The sequence below is a fragment of the Mesorhizobium sp. genome (assembly GCF_017306585.1).
Taxonomy (GTDB): Bacteria; Pseudomonadota; Alphaproteobacteria; order Rhizobiales; family Rhizobiaceae; genus Mesorhizobium.
This window is the reverse complement of sequence record NZ_JAFKIC010000179.1, coordinates 15,828-30,834: the sequence shown is the minus strand read 5'-3', so window position 1 is coordinate 30,834 and position 15,007 is coordinate 15,828. Positions and strand designations below refer to the sequence as shown.

General features: G+C 64.0%; 10 protein-coding genes and 1 pseudogene. 3 read left to right on the top strand and 8 right to left on the bottom strand.

Translation table 11 applies throughout. From position 1 onward, the window contains the following. Positions 1 to 594: pseudogene (locus J0I79_RS21560) on the bottom strand (acyl-CoA desaturase); the annotation flags it as partial. Positions 595 to 776: 182 nt separating this feature from the next. Between J0I79_RS21560 and J0I79_RS21555 the strand changes: the two are divergent. Continuing rightward, positions 777 to 1,172: a metalloregulator ArsR/SmtB family transcription factor gene (locus J0I79_RS21555; RefSeq protein ID WP_292863638.1), complete on the top strand. Its 396-nt coding sequence runs from the start codon at positions 777 to 779 to the stop codon at positions 1,170 to 1,172. Positions 1,173 to 1,205: 33 nt separating this feature from the next. Here J0I79_RS21555 and J0I79_RS21550 read toward each other — a convergent pair whose 3' ends face one another. From J0I79_RS21550 to J0I79_RS21535, 4 genes are all read right to left on the bottom strand, one after another. After that, positions 1,206 to 1,442 carry a hypothetical protein gene (locus J0I79_RS21550; RefSeq protein ID WP_292863635.1) on the bottom strand — a complete coding sequence of 79 codons (237 nt, stop codon included), beginning with the start codon at positions 1,440 to 1,442 and terminating at the stop codon, positions 1,206 to 1,208. A 79-nt stretch (positions 1,443 to 1,521) separates the two neighbouring features. Beyond that, positions 1,522 to 2,094 (bottom strand): acetolactate synthase small subunit, encoded by a 573-nt coding sequence (gene ilvN / locus J0I79_RS21545; protein WP_137931827.1) that lies wholly within the window; start codon positions 2,092 to 2,094, stop codon positions 1,522 to 1,524. A 41-nt stretch (positions 2,095 to 2,135) separates the two neighbouring features. Then, the gene (locus tag J0I79_RS21540; protein ID WP_292863628.1) at positions 2,136 to 5,234 is read right to left on the bottom strand and encodes a CHAT domain-containing tetratricopeptide repeat protein; all 3,099 of its coding nucleotides are present in this window, start codon (positions 5,232 to 5,234) and stop codon (positions 2,136 to 2,138) included. A gap of 19 nt (positions 5,235 to 5,253) precedes the next feature. Beyond that, entirely contained in the window at positions 5,254 to 7,032 is a 1,779-nt protein-coding gene (locus J0I79_RS21535) for an acetolactate synthase 3 large subunit (RefSeq protein WP_292863625.1), read from the bottom strand. Positions 7,033 to 7,367: 335 nt separating this feature from the next. Between J0I79_RS21535 and J0I79_RS21530 the strand changes: the two genes are divergently transcribed. Both J0I79_RS21530 and J0I79_RS21525 read left to right on the top strand, forming a co-directional pair. Further along, positions 7,368 to 9,287, top strand: a complete 1,920-nt coding sequence (locus tag J0I79_RS21530) for a sigma-54-dependent Fis family transcriptional regulator (RefSeq protein WP_292863622.1) — start codon at positions 7,368 to 7,370, stop codon at positions 9,285 to 9,287. Between the two features lie 191 nt (positions 9,288 to 9,478). Beyond that, a complete protein-coding gene (locus J0I79_RS21525) occupies positions 9,479 to 11,287 on the top strand; it encodes an NAD(P)/FAD-dependent oxidoreductase (protein ID WP_292863619.1) in 1,809 nt (602 codons plus the stop codon). 57 nt (positions 11,288 to 11,344) lie between these two features. On the opposite strand, the gene J0I79_RS21520 is transcribed toward J0I79_RS21525, so the two are convergent. From J0I79_RS21520 to J0I79_RS21510, 3 genes are all read right to left on the bottom strand, one after another. Further along, positions 11,345 to 12,502 (bottom strand): PcfJ domain-containing protein, encoded by a 1,158-nt coding sequence (locus tag J0I79_RS21520; protein WP_292863616.1) that lies wholly within the window; start codon positions 12,500 to 12,502, stop codon positions 11,345 to 11,347. Between the two features lie 714 nt (positions 12,503 to 13,216). Next, a complete protein-coding gene (locus J0I79_RS21515) occupies positions 13,217 to 13,801 on the bottom strand; it encodes an HD domain-containing protein (protein WP_292863613.1) in 585 nt (194 codons plus the stop codon). Continuing rightward, a complete protein-coding gene (locus J0I79_RS21510; protein ID WP_292863610.1) occupies positions 13,798 to 14,949 on the bottom strand; it encodes a gamma-butyrobetaine dioxygenase in 1,152 nt (383 codons plus the stop codon). Before J0I79_RS21510 ends, J0I79_RS21515 begins: the two co-directional genes overlap by 4 nt. Between the last annotated feature and the right edge of the window lie 58 nt (positions 14,950 to 15,007).

Sequence of the window (15,007 nt, the reverse complement as noted above, 5' to 3'; positions counted from 1 at the left end):
GACACGCACGGCGATCCCCCAGACCACCCAACTCCAGCCGCCAAGCACGAAGAACAGGATCGCCCAGGGCAGTTGCTGCAACATCCATGTCCGCTCGAGGAATTTGTAGAAGCGGTCATTCCTGATCGACGGCTCGATGATGAAATCGGGCGGATTGCGCAAGGCGACCGCGCAATGCATCTGCCAGAAAGCGTCGGTGAAGAATGGCCGGCGGTGCGCGTGCAGATCGTGGCATGCCGTCTGGCGCTGCGCCCAATCGCGGATGTCGTGCGCATAAATCATGCCGAAAGGGCCGGCCATACCGACCAGCACGCCGAGATAGACCAGCGCATGTTCGATCCAGATATGCACTTTGAAGGAGCGGTGGATCAGCAGACGATGCATGCCCACCGAATGCCCGGCGCAGATCGTCACCGCCGACGGCAGCACGAACAGGGCGACCGCGCTCCAGCTGAAAGTCAGCGGTCCGAACACGATGGCAATAATCGTCATCGCGCCTACCCAGATCGACTTGGCCGGCATCCAGACAACGACGCCATCGCGCGCGTCACTCTCTTGCCGGGAGATCATCCTGCCCGTGGATATGGTCTTCATCGAACCCCCTCCTCGCGTGAACATTTCCGAACCACGGCCTTGCCTTTTCAGGGCTCGGCCCGTATTTAGGCGATAAGCTAATCATCTATTATTCCGAGTTAGGCATTTAGGCAATGGTCTAAATGATGACCGAGAAAATGCCGGCGGGCGTCGCAAGGCGCCTGCGATTATGAGGTACACGCATGGTCGAAAAGACAGAGCAGGCAGCGGAGTCCGAGGCCGGCATCGGCGCCGGCGGAGCGATCCAGCGTGTCTTTGAGGCGCTGTCCTCCGCACCCCGGCGCAGGATCCTCGCCTATCTCGCGCACTCGTCGCTGACCGCGGGCGAGATCGCGGCGCGCTTCGAGATGTCGAAACCGTCGATCTCGCAGCATCTGAGCATTCTGGAGACGGCCGGCCTCGTCGCCAGGGAGCGGCAGGGGCAGTTCATCCACTACTCGCTGGTCGAGAACAATCTCGTCAACACCCTGAACGGCTTCGTTCAGGATGTCTGCCCGGTGTCACGTCCGCTGAAGCGGGAAAGCAAGGAACTGGCGAGCGGCAAGGTCGATGCCCAGCCGGCAAAATCCGGCGACTGACACCCGTGCGCCTGACCGGATGATTTCGAGAGATCAGCCTCGACGCCAATACTTCAGCGCCCAAAGAAATAAACCAAAGATGAAAATGCTTGCGACGTAGAAACAGACCCAGTTCCAAAACTTCTCTGGATTATCCGCATAGGCGACCCATTCTGTGCTTCGTGCGACAGGGACCGTCATCGTCACCCAAGCATGGGCGAGCACCCAAATCGAGTACGCGATAAGGGCGTACATCATCACATGTACGACCAGTTCTTTTCGCGGGGTCATGCGCCACCAATTCTCGAATTGTCTTTCGGACCGCCTTGCCGAGCAAGTGATACAGAAACTCGAATTTCTTAATGCCTACTTACATCCCCTGCGGGCCGCGGTTCATCGCCGCCACGCCGGTGCGGCAGATCTCGACCAGGCCGAGCGGCTTCATGATAGCGATGAACTGGTCGAGCTTGGAGCCCTTGCCGGTTATCTCGAAGATGAAATGCTCGGTGTTGGCGTCGATCACCGAGGCGCGGAAGGCGTCCGCCAGGCGCAGCGCTTCGACGCGGGCCTCGCCGGTGCCGGCGACCTTGACCAGCGCCAGTTCCCGCTCCAGCGGCCGCTCCTGCCCAAGCTCGTGCGAGCGGACGGAGAGGTCGACAACACGGTGCACCGGCACGATGCGTTCCAGCTGGTTCTTGATCTGCTCCATCACATGCGGCGTGCCGCGCGTCACGATGGTGATGCGCGACAGATGTTTCTCATGCTCGGTTTCCGAGACGGTCAGGCTCTCGATGTTGTAGCCGCGGCCGGAGAACAGGCCGATGACCCGGGCAAGCACGCCCGGCTCGTTGTCGACCAGCACGGAAAGCGTGTGCGTCTCCGGTTTCTCGGTTTCCTTGGCGATGAAGTAGGCGGAGCCGGTCGGTTGAAGGTGCTGTGCCATGGTCATGTCCTGTGTCTGGCCGGCCTGTCGCCGGGTGCTTTTCAATGTTCGAAGAGAATGTAGGCGCTGGTCGATGCAGCCGGGAAACCGTCGATCTTGCCGGCCCAGGCCTCGCGTTTGGTCTTGATGAAGGCGTCGGCATAGCTCATGCCGCCGAAGAGATTTTCATAGAAGCGCGCCATGAACTGCATCGTCGCTTGGTCGCCCACCTCCTCGACGGTCAACAGCGTGCGCCGGGCGCCGGCCACCGAGAGCGCCAGCGGCAGGCCGCGCACGGTGGAGGTAACGCCGATGTCGCCAAGGGCCGTATCGCAGGCCGACACCACGACGAGTTGCGAGGACCGCAGGTTCCAGCTCAGGAGTTCGCGGGCATAGACAACGTTGTCGCCATCCCCTTCCCGGGGCTCGTCCCCGGGCCTGGCGCCGGAAAGCACGAAGCCGGCATTCATCAATTGTTCGGACCGCCCTTCGCCGGGTTCGAAGAAGCCGTGCGTGGAAAAATGCAGGATAGCCTTGCCGCCGGCCGCCGCGCGCATCGCCGCCTCGGTGCCGTCATTGCCTTCGGCGAGCTGCACCGCCATGCCCTTCTGGCGAGCAAGTGCCGCGATCTTTTCGACCTCGGCGCGCGAACCCGGCAGATAGGCGCTGCCGCTTTCATTGCCGTAGAAAAGGCCGCCCGCCAAAAGCATCGCGTCACTGGCGGAAGGCCGGTCTTCCTTCTGCCGGAATTCATAGGCCTGCCGGCTGGTGGCCGTATGCACGTCCACCAGTTCGCCCAACCGCTTGCCGCCACCGGGCTGCAGTTCGGCGAAATCGACCTGGTAGAGAAAATCGGCGGGAATGACGTAGAGCGCCCTGGCGCCCTTTGCCGCATCGGCGAGCACCGTGGCGAGCCTGGCCCTGAATTTCCGCCCGGCGTCACTCTTGCCGTTGCGTGCGTCGATCGCATCGACCTCGATCACCTGGACAGGACCCTCGGCGCGCGACACCGTGGCGAAGACCCGATACCTGTCCGGAGTGCCGCCCCGGTCGGCCGGCCATTCGCCCGTGATCGCCAGGTCGACGATGACGTCGCCGGCGGCCGGCCTTGCAAGCGGTTTCGCCTCCTCCGGCGAACTGAAAATCCACTGCCCAACCTGCTGCTCGCCGCGTTTTTCCAGGGCGTCGTTCAAGGCCTTGCGGGAATCCTCCATCGCCTGCCGCTGCGGCGCCAGCGCGTCGGTGTAAAGTGTCGCCGTCACCAATTCGCGGAAACGTCCGAAATCGCTGAAATATTGCCGGATCAGGTCGCGAAGCGCCTTGTCGTCGGTGGTCTCGGCTTCGGCCCGCAAACGGCGTTCGGCGCCCCGGGTCAGCGTCTTCCAATTGTCGAGCATGGCGGCGAACAGCTCCGCCGCATCCGCATTGCGGGTCGACAGCTTGGCGAGCGAGACCAGCATGTCGTCGACGAGCACGCGCGAGGCCTGCCCGGCGCGCAGGCTTCCCGAGGCCGACACGCTGGAACGCGCCCAGTCGAACATGACGGCGTCGAGCTTGCGGTAACTGTCGACGGCGGCCTTGGCATCCGTCTTCTCCTGCAGCCGCGCCTGCGCGAGTTCGGCCTCGAAGGTCATCGGCTGCGCGTCGCCCAGGCTCTCGCGCGCGATCGCCACGGCGTGCTCGCGATAGGCCAGCGCGTCGTCCGTCAGCCCCATCGCCTCGGCCTTGTCGGCGAAGAGGTCGAAGAAGGCCAGCGACTGCTCGATATCGGCGCCGTCGGTGAACTCGGTCGTGTCGCGCGCCTGGATCTGCTTGCGGCTCAGCTTTCGTTCGCCCAGCCGAAATTGCGCATAGGCCAGCCAGCGCTGCGTCTGCCGGCGATAACCGTCATTGTATCCCGGCTGGGCGACGATGCGCGAAATCGCCGCCAGCGCCTGCTCGGCATCCTTCCAGCGTTCGGCCTCCAGAAGGTCATGCGCCATGTTCATGGCTGACACCACGGTATCGCCGGCGCCGCCGCCAAGCGCCTTGAAGCGCTTGTCATAGGCGTATTTGTCGAACTCCAGCGCCGCGGCCGGCAATTTCAGCGAGCGCAGCACGGCGGCGCGGTTGTTCATCATCCTCCAGAGATCGGGATTGTCCTCGCCGAGCGACTTCAGGCCGGTCTCGTAGATGAACTGGTAGGCGGCTTCGGCCGATGCCAGCTGACCCCAGGCATGCAGGGTCTGCGCCAGTCCGTCATAGGCCGACAGGGCCTCAGTGCTGCCCATGCCGAAATGATCGGCCAGGATGTTGAGGGCGCGCAAACCAAACCGGTTGGCCTGGTCATACTCCTTCTGGTCGCGCAGGAAGGCGGCGACATTGAACTGGAGGAAACCCGGGCCCGGCCCGGTATCCGTTTCCATCAGCTTGGAATCGAGACCGCGCTGGAAGATGCGCTGGGCCGCGTCGGCGCCGGCAAAGCGGTTGAAACTGTCGCCGGCCTGCCCGATCGTCTTGAAGAACAGGTCGGCATGCCCGCCGAGTTCCATCGCATTGAGGGCGGAAAGCAGCCGCTTCTCGGCGACGTCGGCGCGTTTGGCGGTCAACTGCGAGTAGGCAGCGTCGACCCGTGCATTGAGCGCCTGTTCGGAATCCGGTCCGAGCCGTCCGGTGATTGCCTCGACATGGAGGTCGAGCAGCCTGTCCTGTTCGTCCGCGCGCCCGGTATGACCAGCGGCATCGGCCAGCAGCAGTCCGAACTCGTCGGCGCGCTTCTGGTCGAGGTCGCGGATAATGCCTTCCGCGCGCCCGATCAGCGTGCCGTAAAGATCCTGCCAGTCTCCGGCATACATGTCGGCCTGCGCCAGGAGGTAGGCCGCATAGGCGGCAGCCTTCGGGTCACGTTTGACAAAGGCGCCGTCGATCAGCGCCAGCGCCTTGTTGCGGGCGTCGGCAAAATCCGATTTGCGGATGGCGTTCTCGATCGCCTGGATTTCAGGCGGCCGTGGCGTGACCTCTTGGCTTGTCTGGTTGTCGGCCGACGGCGCTGCCTGGCCGGCCAGCGCGACCGTGCCTGACGCCAGGGCGATTGCCCCGGCGAGCGCAAGACGCGCTATCCGTCGGCGCCGCGAGCGGATCGTGGTCAGGTCCGGACGCGCCATGGTTTCGGCCGCAAGCAAGGCTGGTCCTATCCCCGGTCTACACCAGTTCCCTGCCCTTGGCGTCGATGGCATTGGCAACCGCCTCGTCGGTGGCTTCGTCGGGCAACAGCATCTCGTTATGCGCCTTGCCCGACGGGATCATCGGGAAGCAGTTGGCGAGCGTCGCCACCCGGCAGTCGAACAGCACCGGCTTCCTGACCGAGATCATCTCCTTGATGGCGTCATCCAGTTCGTCCGGCTTCTCGCAGCGTATGCCGTGGCCGCCATAGGCTTCCGCCAGCTTGACGAAGTCGGGCATCGCCTCGGTGTAGGAATGCGACAGCCGGTTGCCGTGCAGCAGCTGCTGCCACTGGCGCACCATGCCCATATACTGGTTGTTGAGGATGAAGATCTTGATCGGTGCGTCATACTGCACCGCCGCGCTCATTTCCTGCATCGTCATCTGCACCGAGGCGTCGCCGGCGATGTCGATGACCAGCGCATCGGGATGCGCGATCTGCACGCCGAGCGCGGCCGGCAGGCCGTAGCCCATCGTGCCCAGGCCACCGGAGGTCATCCACCGGTTCGGCTTCTCGAAATGATAATGCTGCGCCGCCCACATCTGATGCTGGCCGACCTCGGTCGTGATGTAAGTGTCCTTGTCCTTGGTCAGTTCGTAGAGCCGCTGGATGGCGTATTGCGGCATGATCACGTCGTTGTTCATCTTGAACGCCAGCGAGTCGCGCGCGCGCCATTTGGCGATCTGCTCCCACCAAGGATAGAGCGCCTTCTTGTCGGTCTTGGCAGTCGCCCGCCACAGCCGCACCAGATCCTCCAGAACGCGCCCGACATCACCGATGATCGGCACTTCGGTGTGGACGTTCTTGTTGATCGACGACGGATCGATGTCGATGTGGATCTTCTTCGAGTTCGGCGAGAACGCGTTGAGACGGCCGGTGATGCGGTCGTCGAAACGCGCGCCGATGCAGATCATCACGTCGCAATCATGCATGGCCATGTTGGCTTCGTAGGTGCCGTGCATGCCCAGCATGCCCAGCCAGTTCTTGCCCGATGCCGGATAGGCGCCGAGGCCCATCAGCGTCGAGGTGATGGGGAAGCCGGTGAGATCGACCAGTTCGCGCAGCAAATGGCTCGCTTCCGGGCCGGAATTGATGACGCCGCCGCCCGAATAGATGATCGGCTTCTTGGCCGTGGTCATCAGCTCGACCGCCGCCTTCACCTTTTCCAGATCGCCCTGGACCTTCGGCTGGTAGCTGGTGCGCGGCGCGATCTGCGGCGGCACATAAAAACCCTTGGCGAACTGCACGTCCTTGGGGATATCGACAACCACCGGACCGGGACGACCGGTCGTTGCGACATGGAAGGCCTCGTGGATGGTCGCGGCGAGTTCGTTGACGTCCTTCACCAGCCAGTTGTGCTTGGTACAGGGGCGCGTGATGCCGACCGTGTCGCACTCCTGGAACGCGTCGGAACCGATCAGCGACGTCGGCACCTGCCCCGTCAGGCAGACCAGCGGGATCGAATCCATCAGCGCGTCCTGCAAGGGCGTCACCGCATTGGTGGCGCCTGGGCCTGAAGTCACCAGCATGACGCCCGCCCTGCCGGTCGAGCGCGCATAGCCCTCGGCGGCATGGCCCGCACCCTGCTCGTGCCTGACCAGAATGTGCTCGACCTCGTCCTGCTGGAAGATTTCGTCGTAAATGGGAAGGACGGCGCCGCCGGGATAGCCGAAGACATGCTTGACGCCGTTGTCCCTCAGCGCCTGCACCACCATTTCGGCGCCTGTCATTTCGCGCCCGTTCTGTCCATTGCTCATCGGTCTGGTCCCGTACTGTCCGCCACCTGGCGTTTGCTGGTCGTTTAGTCGTGTTTCAGGCAATAAAAAAGGCCCCCGAGGGAGCCTGTGTGTTGCGCATGGGAGGTTTTCGCCCGGCGGTTACACCGCCTTGCCCACGCGCCTTCCTACGAGAATGAGTGCCGTTTTCATGGTGGCGGACCATAAAGGCGAACGCGCGGGGTCGTCAATGGGGTACGACACGAATTCACTCAGCCGTGAGGCCGGGTCCATTACGCGCTACCATAGTACAGTTGAGCCCGCCCCATCCAGGCACCACACTGCCGCCCAGACGGCGTTGTCTGGGAGGAAGACGCGTGGCTGGCGAACGGGAGCATATCCGCGAAATAGAACAGGTCCTGTCGGGCCGGCGATCGGCCCGCGACGATGTCGTGGTGAAGTCATGGCTGCGCTGTGTCGACACCCACCGGCTCGACCCCGCCCGGCCGACGGAAGCCTATATCGTGCCGGATACCCAGTTGCGCGAACATCGCGAGCAATCCGAGCGGCTGATCGCCATCGCCCGCAGCGGCCTGGAAACGCTGTTCAAGCAGGTGGCGGGCCAGAACTATGTGCTGCTTCTGGCCGACGCCAAGGGTGTCACCGTCGACTTCCTCGGCGATCCCCTGTTCATGGACCAGTTGCGCACGGCAGGCCTCTATCTCGGCTCGGAATGGTCGGAAAGCCGCACCGGAACCTGCGGCGTCGGCTCCTGCATCGTCACCGGCGAGGCGATGACGATCCACCAGACCGATCATTTCGACACCACCCATACGCCCTTGTCCTGCACGGCAGCGCCGATCTTCGACACCAGGGGCGAACTGGCCGCAGTGCTCGACATTTCCTTGCTGCGCTCGCCGCAGCCCAAGGTCAGCCAGAATCTGGCGCTGCACCTGGTCACGGCGTCGGCGCGGCGCATAGAGCTCGCCAACCTGATGGCGCAGATGCATTCGGAATGGGTACTGCGTTTCTCCCGCTCGCCCGAGTTCCTCGACGTCGATCCGGAGGCGGCCATCGCGCTCGATGCATCGGGCCGCATCCTGGGCACCACGCGTGGCGGGGCGCTGCTTCTGGCGCAGGCAGGCGGAATCGACTGGAGGCGCTCGCCCTCGCCGATCGGCCAGCCGATCTCGCGCTATCTCGAGATCAGCGTCGACGACCTGCCGAGCCTGACGCGCGGGCGACCAACCGAGGAGCGGCTGGTGTTCGGCCGCAGCGGCAGCGCACTCTTCGCCCACGCCATCGAGCCGCAACTGCCCACCGCGCGCCGCGCGCCGGTCGAGATCGTACCAAAGCCGATCGGCGAGCTTTCGGGCGGTGATCCCGCCATGGCCACGATGCAAATGCGGGCCGCCAAGCTGGCGCGCACGACCATTCCGGTCCTGATCCATGGCGAGACCGGCTCCGGCAAGGAATATCTCGCGCGCGCCATCCATGACTCTTCCCAGCGTTCCGGCCCGTTCGTGGCCATCAACTGCGCGGCCATCCCCGAACATCTGATCGAGAGCGAGCTTTTCGGCCACATTGCCGGAGCCTTCACCGGCGCCACGGCCAAGGGACGCAAGGGATTGATCGAGAGCGCCGACGGCGGCACGCTCTTCCTCGACGAGATCGGCGACATGCCCTACGCCATGCAATCGCGGCTGCTGCGCGTGATCGCCGAGCGCGAACTGATCCCGGTCGGCGGCGTTGTCCCACGGCAGGTCGACATCAAGATCATCTCGGCCTCCCATCATGACCTGCGCAAGCTGGTCGCCGAGGGCCGTTTCCGCGAGGATCTGTTCTACCGGCTGAACGCCGCCTCGCTGGCCTTGCCGGCCTTGCGCGAGCGCACCGACTTCGAGTGGCTGCTGGACCGGCTGGTCGACCAGCGCGCCCGTCTTGCGGTGCAACCGGTCAAGCTGTCGCCGGCGGCGCGCCTGGCGCTGATCCGCCACTCCTGGCCCGGAAACATCCGTGAACTGGCAAATGCCATCGATCTGGCAGTGACGCTTTGCGAAGACGGGATCATCGAGCCCGCCGATCTGCCCGACTTCGCGTTGCCGTATCTGACGCCCGCTTCCCCCGCCCGGCTGGCAGCGCCGCGCGCCCTGTCGCCCGAGGAAGAGCGCGCGGCACTGCTGGATGCGCTGGTGGCCGCGGGCTGGAACATCTCGGAGGCCGCGCGGCGCCTGGGCGTCGACCGCACGACGGTGCATCGCCGCATGAAGCGCCTGCGGCTGGACGCGCCGAATTAGCGTTGCATCACCTGTGGCGCGCTATGGCGCGCAACACTGCCGCAACGGCAAGCCGCAGCACGGATCATCGCGTTACGCTGATTTCATTACGATTTCTGCCCTGCAACATCATTGGCATGCCGTTTGCAACCATCCGAGGCATCCATCTGGCTCCTGGAGGAGGCGCCATGAAACCAACCGGAGGAGACACCATGCTCGAGAGAACACCCACCACCAAAGCGCAGGCCCTGCTCGACAAGTTCGGCAAAGCGCTGGAGGCCGGCGACATCGAAAGCGCCGTCAACTGCTTCCAGGCGGACTGCTACTGGCGCGACCTCGTCACCTTCACCTGGAACCTCAAGACGATGGAAGGTCAGGGCCAGGTTCGTGACATGCTGAAGGCAACCCTTGCCGACACCGGCCCCAGCGACTGGAAAGTCGCCGAGGGCGAAGAAGCAAGCGAGGATGGCGGCGTCATCACCGCCTGGATCACCTTCGAAACGAAGGTGGCGCGCGGCTTCGGCCTGGTGCGTTTCAAGGGCGACCTGATCTGGACCTTGCTCACCACCATGGTCGAGTTGAAAGGCCACGAGGAGAAAGCCGGCCACAGCAGGCCGCTCGGCGCCAAGCATGGCCATGGCAAGGACAGGAAATCCTGGCGCGAGGAACGCGAAACCGAGGTTGCCGAACTCGGCCTCAGCAGGCAGCCCTATGTCGTGATAATCGGCGGCGGCCAGGGCGGCATCGCGCTGGGCGCCCGCCTGCGCCAGCTCGGCGTCTCGGCCATCATCATCGAGAAGAACGAGCGGGCCGGCGATTCCTGGCGCAAGCGCTACAAGTCGCTCTGTCTGCACGACCCGGTCTGGTACGATCACCTGCCCTATATCGACTTCCCGAAGAACTGGCCGGTCTTCGCGCCGAAGGACAAGATCGGCGACTGGCTGGAAATGTACACGAAGGTGATGGAGCTGAACTACTGGTCCTCCACCACGGCGAAGTCCGCGAAATACGACGAGAAGTCAGGGGAATGGACCGTCGTCGTCGAGCGCGACGGCAAGGAGATCACGCTGAAGCCGAAGCAGCTCGTGCTGGCCACCGGCATGTCGGGCAAGGCCAACTGGCCGAAATACAAGGGCCAGGACATCTTCACGGGCGAGCAGCAGCATTCCTCGACCCATCCCGGCCCCGACAAATACCGCGGCAAGAAGGTCGTGGTCATCGGCTCGAACAATTCCGCCCACGACATCTGCGCGGCGCTGTGGGAGGGCGGCGCCGACGTCACCATGGTGCAGCGCTCCTCCACCCATATCGTCAAGTCCGACACGCTGATGGATATCGGCCTCGGCTCACTCTACTCCGAGCAGGCGGTCGAGAACGGCATGACGACGCGCAAGGCCGACCTGATCTTCGCCTCCCTGCCCTACCGCATCCTGCACGAGTTCCAGATCCCGCTTTACGAACGGATGAAGGAACGCGACGCGCAATTCTACGCCGACCTGGAAAAGGCCGGCTTCCTGCTCGACTGGGGCGATGACGGCTCGGGCCTGTTCATGAAATACCTGCGCCGTGGCTCGGGCTACTACATCGATGTCGGCGCCTGCGACCTGGTTATCGACGGCTCCATCAAGCTCAAGAGCGGTCCGGGGGCCGCCGTGCAGGAACTGACCCCAACCGGTGTCAAATTCGTCGACGGCACCGAATTGCCCGCCGATCTCGTCATCTACGCCACCGGCTATGGCTCCATGAACGGATGGGCCGCGGATCTCATCTCGCAGGAAGTGGCCGACAAGGTCGGCAAGGTCTGGGGTCTCGGCTCCAACACCACCAAGGATCCCGGCCCCTGGGAGGGCGAGCAGCGCAACATGTGGAAGCCGACACAGCAGGAAGCGCTGTGGTTCCATGGCGGCAACCTCCACCAGTCCAGGCATTATTCGCAATATCTGTCGCTGCAGCTGAAGGCCAGGCAGGAAGGCCTGCCGACGCCGGTCTATGGGCTGCAGGAGGTTCATCACAAGGGATAACTGCGCCATATTCTGAAAAGGCCCGCGCGCCGCAAACGCCGCGCGGGCCTTTTCATTTCAGTCACGCATAGTCACGCCCCGCGCCTTGGCCCAGCGCTGCAGGATCTTGTACTCGTCCGGTGTGGCCAGACGATTGCCGAAACCGCGCACCTGCACCGCACGGTGTTGCGGATCGAGCTCGATCGTAAGCAGGCGATCGGTCTTGCCCAGCGCTTTGCGGCGCAGGGTCCAGATCGAGGCGTTGCCCGCTATGCATTTCCTGGCATAGGACGACACGCAATGATGCATCGCCCGGCTCTCCTCCACGAGGTCCTGCGCGGTCGTCAGCTGGCGAATGGAGAACCACTCGTCACGCGCCTTGGCCTCCCGGGGCGAAGGATGCCAGTCCCAGTCCTCCAGGCGAGCGCCCGACCAGCCTTCCTTCTGTGCGGCCTCACCCGATTGCCGCGCAAGCGCGGCGGCACGCCGCCGCATGGCCTCGATGCGTTCGATGGCGGCGAGGTGGCGATGCCAATCCGCCATCTGCCGATTGAGCGATGCGAGCGTTCGGCCCTTCAGGCTGTACGCCTTGTCGCGTCGGAACATGGCGCCGACATAGTCGCACAGATCGTCGATCTCCTGCCTGGAGGCCGGATTCTCGCAGAAGAACCGAGCCACCTCGCGCCAGAAGGCCAGGTCGCTTCGCGGCGTGCGCGCGATCTTCGTGCGCGCAAGCCGTGCGGCCAGGCCGCTGTCCTCGGTGTAGGAGCGTGCGATGGCGAACCAGAAGGCCTCGTCGAATGCGAAATCGCCTGCAAGGTTGAGGAAACAGTGCACTTCCTTGCGCGACATCAATGTATTGGCGCCCGCCTTGTAGAGCGATCCGCCGCCAGCGACGACCACGTACCAGTTGACGCGAAAGGCGATCTCCTGTGCGTCCAGTCCCGTCCTGTCGAGCCAGATAGCTTCGAGCACGGCGCAGACCGGATAGCGCGCATAGAGATGACGGGCGGCGGCCAGGCGCAGTTTTGCCGGGTCGCGCGTCTTCAGCTTCGGGCGCCAGGAAGCGCCGTCGCGGACCGCCATGGCGGCAAAACCTCGACGCACCTCGCCGAGCGCCCGCTCGAAATCCGGAGCGGAACGCGGCGCGGCGGACGTCCGCCGCAGCGTCGCTGTATAGGCTTCAATGCGTTCGCGCTCGGCGTCCTGCCTGCGCTGGATCATGGACCTGGCCATGGCCGTTCTTCCCGGTTGGAATTCTGTCAGCCGCACGCGTGTCCAGCGCCGGCACGGAATGTGTCGATCTGGTCTGGCGTGACATCTGACTGGTCCCCTCTGGGAATTACGGGTTGGATCGGGGCGGCTCTCTATGCCCGAACGAGCGCCCGGGCAAGAGCCATTCTTTCAATGTTTACAATAGCATGGCGCAGTGTTGTAAAAACGCATCCCAGGCCTTCAGGCAGCCGGTATCGACGGCCGGAAGCCCATCGGCAACCACCGTATCAGGGCCCGGCATCGGGGCCGTTGCGGAAACGGCGCCGCAGCAAACCACTGGGCGATTCTCATATCCCTGGGTACTTGGAAGCCGCCGTGGCGCGGATCAGCCGATCCGACCGCCGTGGAGGCGCGAAATGCGTGAGCAAAATCTCATCATGCCTCCCTTGAGAGCGCGGTAGATCCGGATGCGGCGTCAGGAACACCGCATATATTGGCGGTCCCTAGTCTGAAACAATCGCGACATCAATATGGCGAGGGCTGCCGGCATCGACACGCCCGAACGCGCCAGCCTGTCCAAAAGGGTTTGGTTGACAGGCAAGCGCAACCGGCTGCTCGTCGTGAGCGCCGGCGTCCGGCAAGCGCTCGCGGCAGCGGTCGGGGCGGAATGCCGCGACCGCGTCTTCTCCGTCGAAACAGAAACACATGGGGGCCGCCTCCGCCTCGCCGGTCCTGTCAGCCGCGAGCGGCGAAGTCGCGCACGACGCGTTGCAGCAACGGCACGTAGTCGCGGAACGCCCGCGTCTCCATGTCGGCGACCTTGCCGGCCTCGTCCCAGATACGAACCCGCACCGCCTCCTCGTGGAACGGGTTCTTGCGGAACTCGGCCACTTCCTCGGCGCTCATCGGTCCGCCCTGCAGCGACAGCGTATGGACGGAAGCCGGCGACAGCCGTCCGAAATAGGTCGGATCGGTGGCGCAGAGGTAGCGCTTGGCCGAGACATGCAGCCTGACGCATTCGACGATGACAGGCGGGAAGAACGGCGCCAACACCTCGCCGCCGGCCTCGTCATGATGCTTGTCCTCGACGTCGTCGGGCGAATAGGTGCCGAACTCGCTGGTGTAGTGGCCGATGTCGTGCAGCAGCGCCGCCGCCACCAGTTCATCCGGCGCGCCATCCTTTTCCGCGAACCATGCGCCCTGCAGCATGTGCTGCGACATGGTGACGGGTTCGCCGAGATAGGATTCAGCACCCCGGCGCTCGAAAATGTCGGCAATGAATTCGACGATATTGCCCGCGTTGAGATCCCTGTCGCTCATTCCGCGGCCTCCTTGAAGCCGTGTTCGATCGCGGCGAGCGTCGACAGCAGGCCATCCTTGTCGGCATAGCAACCCTGCAGCCAGCGCTTGCCCGTGCCGGAAAATGCCTTGCGGGCATGCATGACACGGGTGTTGTCGACGATGAAGGCCTGACCCGGTTCGAGCTTGAAGGTGACCTCGAACGACGGATCCTCGATCAGTTCGGCGAACCGGCGATAGGCGGCGTAGTAGGCATCCATATCGGCGAATGGCACGTCGACGGTCGGCGCGAGCGAACGGTTGTTGAAGCGGATGCAGATCAACTCGCCGTCCGGCCCAAGCTCGATCATCGGCCGCTTGGCCTGCAGCCGCACGCCCGATGAGCCGGCATATTCGAAACGCGCCGGGCAGGAACTCAGCAGCCGGAAACCTTCCGGATTCTCGGCCTGCAGGACGGCCGCCACGGCAAACCCGTCGACGACGCTGGATTCGCCGCCCTCCACCGTGTTCTCGATGCAGGACAGGATCTGCAAGGTCGGCACGGGGTCGCGATAGGGATTGTCGGTATGCGCCTGAAGACCGAGATTGGTGTAGGCGAGATTGCTCGGGTTGACCTCGGCGCGCACTTCGAACCAGCGGCCGTAATTGGTCTCCCTGATATAGCCGAAGAGGTCGGAGACCTTGCAGAGAGCGCCGGATTCAGCCGGCAGCCCGTCCATCACGGCGAAGCCATAAGCTCGCACCGCCGAAAGCCATTCGCGCAAGGCATCACCACCCTGGCTAGCCGCCGCGTAGCTGGCACGTGGCACATGGTTCTGCATCGTCGCCTTCGTCCAGCGCTGGATGGTGTCGGCGGTCCAGCCGGATTGGCGGCTTTCGTCCCGGTCATAGGCGTTGGCTTTCAGCCACGGCGCGGGGAAGCCGACCGTCTTTCCCTCCGGCAGGAAGGTTACCTCCAGCGTATCGCCCTTTATCAGAGCTCCGCCGATCCTGGTATCGCGCGGAATGTCGAGGATGGTGATCAGCCGCTGGCCGTTACCGGCACTGCGCGTCTTGTCGTCCAGCGCATTGTCGCGCAGCCACATGGCGTGAAAGCGGGTGCGTTTCCCGCCCTGCCAGCCAAGTTCGATTGTTTTGCCTTCGTCGCCAACCAGCGCGTGGGTGAGCATTAAAATCCGTCCCTGTCCGCTACGCCCCACAGCCTGATCCGCAGGGTTTCGATTGCAT

Excerpts from the sequence above, each read along its gene's own strand:
- J0I79_RS21555 (WP_292863638.1), top strand. The coding sequence starts at position 777 with ATGGTCGAAAAGACAGAGCAGGCAGCGGAGTCCGAGGCCGGCATCGGC.
- J0I79_RS21550 (WP_292863635.1), bottom strand. The coding sequence starts at position 1,442 with ATGACCCCGCGAAAAGAACTGGTCGTACATGTGATGATGTACGCCCTT.
- ilvN (WP_137931827.1), bottom strand. The coding sequence starts at position 2,094 with ATGGCACAGCACCTTCAACCGACCGGCTCCGCCTACTTCATCGCCAAG.
- J0I79_RS21535 (WP_292863625.1), bottom strand. The coding sequence starts at position 7,032 with ATGAGCAATGGACAGAACGGGCGCGAAATGACAGGCGCCGAAATGGTG.
- J0I79_RS21525 (WP_292863619.1), top strand. The coding sequence starts at position 9,479 with ATGCTCGAGAGAACACCCACCACCAAAGCGCAGGCCCTGCTCGACAAG.
- J0I79_RS21520 (WP_292863616.1), bottom strand. The coding sequence starts at position 12,502 with ATGGCCAGGTCCATGATCCAGCGCAGGCAGGACGCCGAGCGCGAACGC.
- J0I79_RS21515 (WP_292863613.1), bottom strand. The coding sequence starts at position 13,801 with ATGAGCGACAGGGATCTCAACGCGGGCAATATCGTCGAATTCATTGCC.
- J0I79_RS21510 (WP_292863610.1), bottom strand. The coding sequence starts at position 14,949 with ATGCTCACCCACGCGCTGGTTGGCGACGAAGGCAAAACAATCGAACTT.